The 11,280-nt window shown below is 48.9% G+C and carries 10 protein-coding genes; 6 read left to right on the top strand and 4 right to left on the bottom strand.

Annotated features, from left to right (window positions below; all coding sequences use genetic code 11):
* The first annotated feature begins 70 nt into the window (after positions 1–70).
* Positions 71–1,123 carry a fatty acid desaturase gene (locus tag AM1_RS21125; protein WP_012164935.1) on the top strand — a complete coding sequence of 351 codons (1,053 nt, stop codon included), beginning with the start codon at positions 71–73 and terminating at the stop codon, positions 1,121–1,123.
* A 2-nt stretch (positions 1,124–1,125) separates the two neighbouring features.
* The gene (locus AM1_RS21120) at positions 1,126–1,674 is read left to right on the top strand and encodes a shikimate kinase (RefSeq protein WP_012164934.1); all 549 of its coding nucleotides are present in this window, start codon (positions 1,126–1,128) and stop codon (positions 1,672–1,674) included.
* On the opposite strand, the gene AM1_RS21115 is transcribed toward AM1_RS21120, so the two are convergent.
* From AM1_RS21115 to AM1_RS21105, 3 genes are read right to left on the bottom strand one after another with little or no spacing between them, the layout of a single operon-like run.
* Complete coding sequence (locus AM1_RS21115; protein ID WP_012164933.1) at positions 1,658–2,128, bottom strand: Spy/CpxP family protein refolding chaperone; 471 nt, start codon at positions 2,126–2,128, stop codon at positions 1,658–1,660. The two genes, AM1_RS21120 and AM1_RS21115, sit on opposite strands and share 17 nt — an antisense overlap.
* On the bottom strand, positions 2,116–2,607 hold the full coding sequence (locus AM1_RS21110; protein WP_012164932.1) for a hypothetical protein: 492 nt from the start codon (positions 2,605–2,607) through the stop codon (positions 2,116–2,118). Before AM1_RS21110 ends, AM1_RS21115 begins: the two co-directional genes overlap by 13 nt.
* The gene (locus AM1_RS21105) at positions 2,604–3,167 is read right to left on the bottom strand and encodes a sigma-70 family RNA polymerase sigma factor (protein ID WP_012164931.1); all 564 of its coding nucleotides are present in this window, start codon (positions 3,165–3,167) and stop codon (positions 2,604–2,606) included. Before AM1_RS21105 ends, AM1_RS21110 begins: the two co-directional genes overlap by 4 nt.
* A gap of 144 nt (positions 3,168–3,311) precedes the next feature.
* On the opposite strand from AM1_RS21105, the gene AM1_RS21100 reads away from it, so the two are divergent.
* Entirely contained in the window at positions 3,312–5,792 is a 2,481-nt protein-coding gene (locus AM1_RS21100; RefSeq protein WP_012164930.1) for a CHAT domain-containing protein, read from the top strand.
* Here the strand turns inward: AM1_RS21100 and cobA are convergent.
* Positions 5,789–7,417 carry a uroporphyrinogen-III C-methyltransferase gene (cobA, locus tag AM1_RS21095; RefSeq protein ID WP_012164929.1) on the bottom strand — a complete coding sequence of 543 codons (1,629 nt, stop codon included), beginning with the start codon at positions 7,415–7,417 and terminating at the stop codon, positions 5,789–5,791. The two genes, AM1_RS21100 and cobA, sit on opposite strands and share 4 nt — an antisense overlap.
* 206 nt (positions 7,418–7,623) lie before the next feature.
* Between cobA and AM1_RS21090 the strand changes: the two genes are divergently transcribed.
* From AM1_RS21090 to AM1_RS21080, 3 genes are all read left to right on the top strand, one after another.
* Positions 7,624–8,316 carry a hypothetical protein gene (locus tag AM1_RS21090; protein WP_187152896.1) on the top strand — a complete coding sequence of 231 codons (693 nt, stop codon included), beginning with the start codon at positions 7,624–7,626 and terminating at the stop codon, positions 8,314–8,316.
* A 183-nt stretch (positions 8,317–8,499) separates the two neighbouring features.
* Positions 8,500–10,149 (top strand): ABC transporter substrate-binding protein, encoded by a 1,650-nt coding sequence (locus AM1_RS21085; RefSeq protein ID WP_012164927.1) that lies wholly within the window; start codon positions 8,500–8,502, stop codon positions 10,147–10,149.
* An 8-nt stretch (positions 10,150–10,157) separates the two neighbouring features.
* A complete protein-coding gene (locus tag AM1_RS21080; RefSeq protein ID WP_012164926.1) occupies positions 10,158–11,183 on the top strand; it encodes an ABC transporter permease in 1,026 nt (341 codons plus the stop codon).
* Positions 11,184–11,280 lie beyond the last annotated feature (97 nt).

The raw sequence follows: 11,280 nt of genomic DNA, 5'->3' as shown, positions 1-11,280 counted from the left end.
CACCCTGCTTGGTCCCCTGCCATAGGGTGCTTGATCACGTATTTCAGCTCAGGAGATTCCTAATTCAGCTATGACTGCATCCCTTGTCAAGTCTGACCCTCAACTGCGGACACTCACCGATCCGGACATAACCCTTCAAGATGTTATCAAATCTCTGCCCAAGGAATGCTTTAAGCAAAATGCAGTAAAGGCTTGGACAGGGGCGATCATCAATGTGCTGATGGTGGCTCTAGGTTATGTCGCAATTGTTAATTCTCCTTGGTATTTGCTGCCCCTAGCCTGGATCTTTACGGGCACAGCACTAACGGGTTTCTTTGTGATTGGTCATGATGCCGGGCATCGCTCTTTTGCTAAGAAGCGCTGGGTCAATGATGTAGTGGGTCATCTATTTATGATGCCGCTGATCTATCCTTTTCACTGCTGGCGGATTTTGCACAACTTCCACCATACCCATACCAATGAGCTGGATGTGGATAATGCCTGGCGGCCCTTTGATGGGGCTGAGTATGAAAGCCTTGATCCGGTAATTCGAACGGTTTATGAGCTGATTCGCGGTTATTTTTGGTGGGTGGGTTCCATTGTTCATTGGGCCAATCTCCACTTCAACTGGACCACCTTTGATGAGAAAGATAAAGGTGATGTCAAGCTCTCTATCGGCGTTGTGGTAGTGTTCGCTGCGATCGCATTCCCGACTCTGATCTACTTCACTGGCATTTGGGGCTTCGTCAAGTTCTGGTTGATTCCTTGGATGGTCTACCACTTCTGGATGAGCACCTTCACTATCGTTCACCACACCGCCTCCGATATTCCGTTTCAACCCACAGAAGTCTGGAACGCTGCAGAAGCTCAGCTGGTGGGTTCAGTGCACTGCAAATATCCAGGTTGGGTTGAGTTTCTCTGCCACGATATCAATGTCCATATTCCTCACCATGTATCTACCGCGATTCCTTCTTACAATTTACGCATGGCCCATCAAAGCCTGAAGGACAATTGGGGTCAGTACGTGTATGAGCGCGAATTCAACTGGGCCTTGATGAAAGAAATTTCAGAAGAATGCCATCTCTACGATTCTGAAAAAGCCTATCGGTCCTTTAAAGATCACCGTGCAGCTAAGCGCGATTAGCAATGCTCAACCTTAAAGGGGTCAATCTTTACCTCGTCGGCATGATGGGGTGTGGCAAATCGACAACAGGCCGGGCCTTAGCGAAACAACTAGGCTACGGCTTTGTTGATACGGATGACCTAATTACCCAACTCACGGGGCAAGCGATTACCGATATTTTTGCTGAATCGGGAGAAGACCATTTTCGCCAAGTTGAATCTAAAGTCTTGTCCGAAGTGGCTGCTCACACCAACCTCGTGGTGGCCACAGGCGGCGGAATTGTTCTAGATAAAAAGAACTGGAGCTTTTTGCAACATGGCCTCGTCATCTGGCTGGATGTAGAAGCCGAACAGCTATGGCAGCGCCTTCAGGCAGACCAGTCCCGGCCTTTGCTGCAAAAACCAAATCCCCAACAAGTTTTAGAAGAATTGCTAACTCAACGGCGGCCCCTCTATCGACAAGCCGATGTTCACATCTTGCTTAAGCCGGATCAGTCCGTTGAGTCGGTCTGCGAATCCGTCGTCCAAGAGATCACCAAAGTGCTGCGCCCCGAGGCTAGCCCTCAGGATTAAGTCGTCGCTGCTGCCGTCGCTGCCGCCGTCGCTCTGCTAGCTTTTGCTCTAACCGCTGCCGTTGCTCTGGTGAGAGGACTTTGCGAATCGCCATCATATTCTCAAACCGCAGGTTCAAGGTCTCCTGAGTCAATGCCTCTAAGGACTGAAATTGGGCACGCACTTCCGCTTCAGGAGCTTCCCCGGCAATCATGGCTTTTAACTCGTTCCGGGTTTGTCGCAGTAACTGAGCCTTTTCTCGGGTTTGGGGACCATATTTTTGACGAATCGCGCGAATCTCTCGACGCTGTTGCCGCGAAAGCTGCAAGTCTCGGAAGAGTCCAGGCCGTCGTCTTTGCGGACGCTCAGGGGCTTGAGCCACACTAGGCTGCAAGGTATTTCCCACCCATTGCCCCAGGGAACATACTCCAATCAGGGCGAAGCAAATAACAACTCCTTTGGTTATTCTTGACATGGTCTGGACCTCTTGCACATAACGGTTTGGGCTTCAGCAATAACGGATGTGGAAGGCGGCTGCCCCCACCAATCCCAGGGATCCGTCAATAAATCGGTGTCCTCGTCATTGAAGGGGTCAAAGGCGCCCGACCAGCTTTCGGCGACAAAGGCTTCCAACTCTCCATCGGGTGGAACAGGTTGTTGGGCTGTTTGCCAAAGTTGTGATCCGCCCCAGAACAGAGCGATGGTGGCTGCAATCGCCGTTGGAATCCCCCATCGGGACAACTTCCATCCCCCTTGCTCCCCTGATGTTTGACCTAAAGGGGATTGGGTGACTTCATCCAAAACAGCATGGAGAATCCTATCTTCCAAGTCTGGGGATGCGTCGGGTACATCTGGTTGATACCGCTGGAGAAAATTCACCAACGGAGCGTCATCTGGGAATGAATCTTGATGGGCATCAGATCCGTTCAGATCAGGATCGGGAGGGTGGTTCATAGGGAAATCCCTTCATGTTGCAAAAATTTTCGGAGGGCCGCTCTGGCGTGGTATAGACGAGACTTGACGGTGCCTACGGGAATCTCAAACATCTCGGCAATCTCTTGCTGGGGAAGATCTTGTAAGTCATGGAGCACAATCACACTGCGATGTTCAAAACTCAGTTGACCCATGCCACGTTTAATCAAATCCTGATGGTGAAGATGCTGCCAATTGGGCTCTGTGGACTGGCTGGGGAGTTGATGGATCAGGGCTTGCCAACGCGTCCGCTTCTGGGCTGCTGACCGTCGATAATCTGCGGCCACATTCCAAGTAATGCGATAGAGCCAAGTCGTAAATTTGGCCCGACCTTCCATTTTGGGTAATCCTTTCCAAACTCGAAAAAACACATCCTGAACGAGGTCATCTAACACCTCTGGATCGCATAAAGACATGAGGGTGGACCGCACTCGGGCCTGATGGCGACGATACAGAACCCGAAAACTTTGGGTACTGCCCCGCAAACAGCCTTGAATTAAGGCATGGTCTGAATCGTCGGTTGACAGTTGTTCGGTACTCACCTTTAACTTGTTTTCAATAATTTATTACCGGCAGCTCTTCTCTATCCTTTAGACTGAATTCAGCAAGGATTGGTTCAATGACATCGAAAAAGCGCTGCAGGCTGACTGCCCCTTCAGGGTATCAAGGTAAGGGAGAAATTTGGTATGACGAGCCCTGATTTCTCAGATTCCCTGACTTGGCTGGAGCAGGCAAAAACGTATCTCCAACAGAATCAGTATATTGATGCCCTGAATTGTATTCATCAAGGTCTGGCTCTGACCCCTAGGAACGCAGATGCCTGGCTGCAATGTGGCAATGTGCTGCAGAAATTAGGGTTTTATGGGGAGGCAATCACGGCGAACCATAATGCTCAACGCCTCTTTGGCAGCCCAGAGGCCAAACTCAAAATGATTCCCTTAGAGTCTTTATTAGCCAAAGCCGAGGGCAAGCCAGAAGCCCCGCCTATGCCAGTCAAAACAGAGGCCGTACCGCCTGCCACCGCTGACGCAATCTCTGGTAAAGATTATGACTTTTGGCAAAAACGCGCCCTGGCTTGCACCAAAGCCAAAGATTTTGATGCTGCCTTAGCCGCCTATGATAAAGTCTTGGCCTTTAAGCCTAACCATGCCCAGGCTTGGTATCAACGGGGGCTGGTTTTATTCAATTTACAGCGATCTGAGGATGCGATCGCAAGTTTTGATCAAGCCCTAGAGCATCAACCCGATTTGTACCAAGCCTGGAATAACCGGGCCAGCATTTTAATTCAGCTGGGTAATTTCAAAGACGCGATTCATAGCTACGAGCAAGCCCTGCGCTGGACCGATAAACAATTGTGGCAAGCTTGGGACGATCTGGGGATGGCGATGCTTCATCTTCAGGGGGCAGACGCTGGCATTGCGATTTGGAATCAAGGTATTGATGCCCTGTGGTGTGATGCTGATGATTATGCCCTAGGCTGTGGCAGTCTTCATCAGCGCAAAGGGGATTTTCAAGCTCAACAGGCTTGGCAAGATCCGTCGCCAACCAAAATGTGGAAAGCAGCAAAATTAAGCTATCTAAGAGCCCTAGATTTGCTGGATTTCCAAACCTTTCCTCAGCATCACTTAACCATCTGGCAATCTCTACTGCAAGTGCGGTTCCATTTGCAAGAAACGGCTGCCGTTCACTCCATGCTTCTTGAAGGTGCCATCAAGCTACAAACCATCAAGCGGGATGTCAATCTATCCCCTGAGCAGGATCGAAAGCTAGAAGAACAATTTGCTGGTTTTCAACAGATGCAGGTCGACTGGCTGGTCCAGCAGAATCAATTGAAAGACGCGATTCTGTGGGCAGAACGCTGCAAAGATCGCACCTTAGGATATTGGCAATCTGGTCCTGATCACGATCCAGTTCAGCATCAATATACGGACCTTACCCTCCTCCTCAATCCTCAGCGAGCCATTCTCTATTGGCATCTCAGTCCCGCCCACCTGTATACCTTTATTCTCAAATCCAACCAAGACCCTGTGCTGTTTTGTGCCCACTCCTTGGAATCAGAATCGGCTCACCTGACGGATCTAGATACTGCTCTGATCGATCAGCATTTTTGCCTGCAGTTGTGGCAAAAAAACTGGGATAAAGCCCAGCATCTGTCCCAGAAAAATTCGGATTCAGTTTTAGGGTTGGGGGCTAATTTTTGGTTGAAAGGGCAAGGGGTCCAACTCTTAACCCAACTGAAAGAGATTTTAGCCATTGAGGCTTTATGCCAAAACGCATTATCCGGTATTCAAGAACTGATTCTTGTGCGACCTGAGCAATGGCGTCACCTACCGATGGCGGCCCTTTTCCCAGAAGAGATTAGCATTACGCTCCTCCCCAGTTTGCATATTGGCCTCAATTTACTGACCGCAAAGTCTTCCCCCCAAGACCATCTATTAACCATTGTTCCGCCCCAAGGCTCTAATGAGGAGAAAGATAATAACCTCACAGAATTAGAGACCCTGGCCATCGCTCGATCCTACCGACAGCATATTCAATTGGGAGGACTCCAGCTGACTCAGAAGACGGTCTTGGCGGCGCTCAAGGTCTCGGGAGGGAGTATTCATTTTACGGGAGTGACGGCTACAAATCGTTCAACGCTCCCTTTACCGGCTTGGGTTCTAGCCAATGGCCAGCAATTGACTCTAAAGGACTTATTTGCATTGGATTGGCAATCCTATGCAACGGTTTGCCTCTCGGGTGGTCCCCAAAACCTTAAACCGTTGCCAGGGTCTATTCCAGATCTAGAAACATGCCTGCTCTCATTAGGGGTGCAGCATGTGCTCAACAGCTTGTGGGAGGTCAATCACTGTTCCCGAATCATGCTGATGACCCAGGTCCATCATCTATTGCACCAAAACGGCAATCCTGTTCATGCCTTGCGTCAGGCTCAGCACTGGCTTCGCAACCTCACCTACCGGCATGCGATTCAATGGTGGATTACCCTGGGCAACACATTAGAATTGGACAGCTCACAAAAAAACACCCTTGAACGAATTGAAGCTGAACTCCAGGCCGCAGCCCAGGAGTCAGGTCAAGATGTTTGTCCGTTTAGTCACCCTTGGTATTGGGTGGGGTTTACCATTTCTGGGAATTTCCCGGAAATGTTGGTATGGAATGAGGCCTAATCTTGAGTCTGATAGTGGTCAACAATACTTTGCGTTAAACCGTCTAAGGTATATTCCTCCGCTTCAATATCGACTCGTCCCAGCAGCTCTTGGCAGGTCAATGAAGTCTGAGGACCAATGGAGGCGACCTTGAGGGGAGTAAGCCATGCCTGGGGTTTACCCTCTCCAACCGCTTGCTGCAGAAGCTGATAAAAATAGCGAACCGTTTTAGAACTGGCAAAGGTGACGATATCAACGGTTTGAGTTCGCAAGGCATGGAGGGCCTGGGGAGCAATGGTTGCTGGACATCGTGATTGATAGGCAGCCACCTCCACCACTGTTGCCCCTTTTTGGGTCAATTGTTTGACCAAAACGTCTCGTCCACCACTTTCAACTCTGGGGAATAACAGGGTCTGCCCCGTCAGTGCTTCCCCTGGGAAATGCTCTACTAAAGCATCCGCAACGAAGTTAGGTGGGATATAGTCCGCCTTTAATCCTTGCTGTTCTAAAGTTTTGGCTGTTTTTCGACCGACCACTGCAATCTTGACGGAAGCGAGTGCTCTCGTATCTAAGCCGGCATGGAATAGACGGTCTAGGAAGCGAGTAACGCCATTGGCAGACGTCAAGATCAGCCAGTCAAAGCGATCTAAAGATGCGATCGCACCATCTAACGCCTTCCAAGACGAAGGCGGGCCAATTTCCAATGCCGGCATATCCACGACTGTCGCCCCCATCGACATAAGAGATTGACTAAAGGTCTTGGATTGGGCAACGGCTCGCGTCACCAAGATCGTTTTACCTGCTAACGGTAAAGTTGACTGAAGAGAAGTAGCACCCATGGAACATTGTGCAGAATCACTTCTATGAGCATATTCACTGTTGGTCGGGAAAGAAAGTCCCAGGGTTGGTTGGAGATTAACGACTTTGCCCACCACGATTACACAAGGCGATAGGGACTCTCCTTGGGTTTGGGCCACAATCGTCCCCAACGTGCCAGTCCAAACTTGCTGCTGACGCCGACCTCCCCAACGAATAATGGCAATCGGATGTTGTTCGGGCTGGCTATGGTGTCTCAGGTGATGGACGATGGTTTCTAACTGGCGCGCCCCCATCAGAATCACCAAGGTATCGAGTTGGGCTAAAACAGACCAGTCCAGACGCTCTGGGGCATGGGCACTCAATACCGTAAAGTGCTGGCCCAATTGGGCATCAGTAAGGGGAATGCCAGCAAATAAAGGTGCTGCTAGGGCAGAAGAAATCCCCGGCAACACTTCAACCGCACAACCTGCTGCGTGTAAGGCGAGGACTTCAGACGTGGTGCGTCCAAACACAAAGGGATCACCACTTTTAAGACGGACAACTTGATATCCCTGGCAACAATACGCCACTAACCGGCGATCAATCTCTGTTTGGGGAGTGCTAGGACCCTTACCTCGCTTACCAACTGGGATTTTTAAGCAAGTTTTCTTTACGAGGTTTAATAATTCAGGATTGATCAGGGCATCATAGAGGATGACGTCAGCCTGAGCAAGCAGGTTTTGTCCCATAACCGTAAGATAGTTATGTTCCCCAGGGCCAGCACCAATGATAAAAACCTTGCCCTGTGACTTAGGCGTTTGAGTTGTTGAATAGTTGTTTTCGCTCAAAACGATTGGATTTCAACTGCTTCGATCCTAGCTTGTATTGCTAGCAAGAGATGATTCTCCTGCGGCCACATGTTGGTTTGGTAAGCAGTCTCTTCCATATCCTGAGCTGACAGTGCCGGGGAAAACTCAACCAGATCACTCACCAAATCGTAAGAATGACAGCTCTCTAGTAGTGAACAATAGTGCTTAAGACGATGGAGAAACGGATGCGAAAAACAATATTAGGGGTAACTTTGATCCTGTTATCCATGGGGATAGCAAGTTGTGGGGGAGCTGGGGGTGATGAGCCTGAAGCTGAACAGGCGTCCGAGACTCCTACTGAACAGTCTTTCCCCGATGCCTCACCGGAAATTCCTTCTCCCCCCGCGGCTAAGGTAGTCTTAACTCGCCCCACCAATCCTGATGAACGGTTACGGGTGGTGAAGAGTGGTCGTACCGATCCTTTCGCCGAGATTGTACCAGCTGTACCGAATACTTCCTCGCCTCGTTCGACTCAGCCCCCATCAACGGTGAATGTACCAAAGGGGACTGCACCGAAAGCAACGGCGCCAACAGCAAGTTCTACATCACCATCTACTAAACCCAGTACGACTCCTGGCAAGATTGTCTTGCCTACCTTGCCCAAACCAGAGGTGGCTCAAGGGGTAAAAGTAACAGGGGTGATTAATTTGGGAGGTCGGCCTAAGGCCATTCTGAAGGCACCCGGCGAAAAATCAACCCGAACTGTGGGGGTTGGTGAACGCATCGCCAATGGCCAAGTTTTGGTGAAGTCAATTAACCTTAGTAATCCTGCAGCCCCAGTGGTTGTCCTTGAACAATCTGGCATGAAAGTTAGAGTCAGTGTGGGTCAAGAGCCTATTGCCTTAGCATCTGCGGATCAGGATAAAGACAAGAAATAGGGCTTCGCCTAGAAAATTTCCTGAGTAGGGACGCGTCATATTTTGCCCTCTCACTATAAAATGGCAAGACAGTAGAGCCGGATCAATCATCTTCGATGATTTACATATCTAGCCCCTACTGTCTTTCTGTATTTGCGAGAGAAGCCCTTGTTGACTCCTTCCAACTTTTTGACGCATCTTGTATTGAAATCCCTCAACTATCTGGCTCAGAGATGGCGATGGCGAGGGGCAAGGTTCTATCTCAGTCTGTTCTGTTGTTGCCTATTATTGATTGTGGGTTGCCAGCCTCGCAATTCAGGACCCAGTCCATCCACAACTGGAGCAGACACTCGCTTAGCGTTAGGCACAACGGGGAAAGTCAGAACCTTAGATCCAGCCGATGCCCTAGAACTCTTTTCAGGTAATCTCCTCTACAACATGGGAGACCGTCTATATGCATACAAAAGCGGCACAACAGAACTGGCACCGCAGTTGGCTACAGAGCTTCCTAAAGTCAGTGAGGATGGTTTGGTCTACACCATTCCTTTGCGGACAGATGTTGTTTTCCATGACGACACCCCTTTTGACGCCAAGGCGATGGAGTTTTCTCTCAATCGCTTTATCCAGAATGGGGGGCAGCCAGCGTTCCTATTATCTGACGTGGTGGATTCTGTCACTGCGAAATCGGCTGCCGAGCTGGAGATCCAGTTGAAAAAACCGTTTGCCGCATTTACAGACTTGTTAGCCTTCTCGGGGTTAGTGGCTGTTTCTCCCAAAGCTTATGAAATTGGGCCTGGAAAGTTTAATCCTTCTACCTTTGTAGGGACAGGACCTTACCAGCTGGTAGACAATCGCAGCGACTCTATCCGGTTAGACCGCTTTGACAAATATTGGGGAGACAAACCCACAAATCCAGGGATTGATATTCAAAGTTTTACCAGCAGTGCCAACTTGTTCAACGCCTTTCGCACCGGATCCGTGGATATTGCCTATCAGTCTTTGAATCCCGAACAAATTGAGCTATTAGCGAAAGCAGCTGATAAAGGAGACTGGCAGGCCATTACCGGACCCGGTAGTAACATCACCTATGTCAGCCTAAATCTTCGGGATGAAACCTTGAAGAAACCAGAGGTTCGCCAAGCGTTGGCGCTGACGATTAATCGGCAACTGATCCAAAATCGAGTGTTTAATGGCCAGGTTGACCCGCTCTATAGCTTGGTCCCTAGTATTTTTGAGGCTAGCAAGCCAGTGTTTCAAGGGGATGATCAGGATAATGTAGACAAGGCCAAAGAGCTGCTGAATAAGGCGGGGTACACCACAGAAAAGCCTCTAGAAGTGGAATTTTGGTATCGCTCGAATGTCCCCAGCGATGGCCCTGCAGCGACGACGATCAAAGCTTTTATTGAGAAAGAGCTGAAAGATTTAGCCAAGGTGGAACTCAAAAGCATCGAATCAGCAACGGCCTATAACAACTTGGATAAAGGCACCTACCCGATGTTTATGCTGGACTGGAGTGGGGACTACTATGATCCTGATACCTATATCCATCCTTTCTTAGACTGTTCAGAAGGGAATGTGGAGGAAGGTTGTAAAGAAGGCGCGACCGTTGGACAAGGGTCATTTTATTTCAGTGAAAAAATGAATCAGCTGATTGATCAACAGCGCCAGGAACAAGACCCTGACAAACGCCAGAAAACCTTTGAGGCGATTCAGGATCTGCTGGCTCAGGATGTTCCCTTTATTCCCCTATGGCAACGGAAGGAGTATGCCTTTGCCCGACCTGATATCCAAGGCGTGCGGCTGGAACCAACTCAAGCGATGCCTTTTGCCTCTCTTAGCCGTTCAGCGACCTAGGAGTCACTATGTCTCGCTCTCGTGCACTTCGCTCCTATTTGGTCGCCCGATTATTGTTGGCACCTTTGATGATATGGACAGTGACTACTGCCGTATTCTTGCTCATGCGAGCAACACCTGGGGATCCTATTGATGCCATTCTAGGACCGAAAGCCCCAGCAGCTCAGAAGTTAGCCATACGTAGTCAATTAGGATTAGATCAACCTCTTTGGCATCAATATACGAACTATATGAAGGATTTACTAAACTTCGATTTAGGAACTTCACTAAGTAGTCGTGGAGAGCCCGTATGGAATATTATTCAGCAGCATTTTCCAGCAACATTAGAGCTTGCTCTTTGTAGTCTCACTGTTGCGTTTGTTTTGGGAGTTACTGTAGGGATTATTTCGGCATCTAAACCCGATACTAGTTATGACTTTTGGGGAAGAATATTTGGAATTGGTACTTATGCCTTACCAATGTTTTGGGTAGGGATGTTATTTAAATTATTCTTCGCTGTTCAACTTGGATGGTTTCCTGATAGCACTCGTTTCTCAACTCGCCTAAGTGCACCGCAAGGCCCTACCAGTCTTTATACAGTCGATAGCTTATTAGCAGGAGATTTTCAATCATTTGGCGTTGCGATTTATCATTTGGCCTTGCCCAGCCTAACCCTTGGTATTTTCTTAAGCGGTATTTTTGAGCGTATTGTTCGAGTTAATCTCAAACAATCACTCACAGCAGACTATGTAGAGGCTGCACGGGCAAGAGGAATCCCTGAATGGCGAATTCTAGTATTTCATGCATTGAGAAATGCATTAATTCCGGTCATCACTGTTTTGGGACTTACAATTTCTGCAATGATGGGTGGTTCTGTTCTAACGGAAGTTACTTTCTCTTGGCCAGGTTTAGGGAATCGACTTTATGATGCAATTTCATTAAGAGATTATCCAACAGTGCAAGGAATTATCGTCTTTGTTTCGGTCATCACTGTAATGTCTAGCATCGTCATTGATATCGTCAATGCCTATGTTGATCCAAGGATTCGCTATTAGGGTTACGGTTGGTTTTCGGTAATCCCTCTGTTGGGGTTCCCCCTTGACTAAATAGAAGAACTAAACTTAAGACAAAGCAAGGTTTGGGGCAGAGGAT

The sequence above is a fragment of the Acaryochloris marina MBIC11017 genome, assembly GCF_000018105.1.
In the GTDB taxonomy this organism is placed as follows: domain Bacteria; phylum Cyanobacteriota; class Cyanobacteriia; order Thermosynechococcales; family Thermosynechococcaceae; genus Acaryochloris; species Acaryochloris marina.
Note: the sequence above shows the minus strand (reverse complement) of the source record. Positions and strands in the feature narration are given on the sequence as shown.

Excerpts from the sequence above, each read along its gene's own strand:
- AM1_RS21120 (WP_012164934.1), top strand. The coding sequence starts at position 1,126 with ATGCTCAACCTTAAAGGGGTCAATCTTTACCTCGTCGGCATGATGGGG.
- AM1_RS21115 (WP_012164933.1), bottom strand. The coding sequence starts at position 2,128 with ATGTCAAGAATAACCAAAGGAGTTGTTATTTGCTTCGCCCTGATTGGA.
- AM1_RS21110 (WP_012164932.1), bottom strand. The coding sequence starts at position 2,607 with ATGAACCACCCTCCCGATCCTGATCTGAACGGATCTGATGCCCATCAA.
- AM1_RS21080 (WP_012164926.1), top strand. The coding sequence starts at position 10,158 with ATGTCTCGCTCTCGTGCACTTCGCTCCTATTTGGTCGCCCGATTATTG.
- AM1_RS21100 (WP_012164930.1), top strand. The coding sequence starts at position 3,312 with ATGACGAGCCCTGATTTCTCAGATTCCCTGACTTGGCTGGAGCAGGCA.
- AM1_RS21090 (WP_187152896.1), top strand. The coding sequence starts at position 7,624 with ATGCGAAAAACAATATTAGGGGTAACTTTGATCCTGTTATCCATGGGG.
- AM1_RS21125 (WP_012164935.1), top strand. The coding sequence starts at position 71 with ATGACTGCATCCCTTGTCAAGTCTGACCCTCAACTGCGGACACTCACC.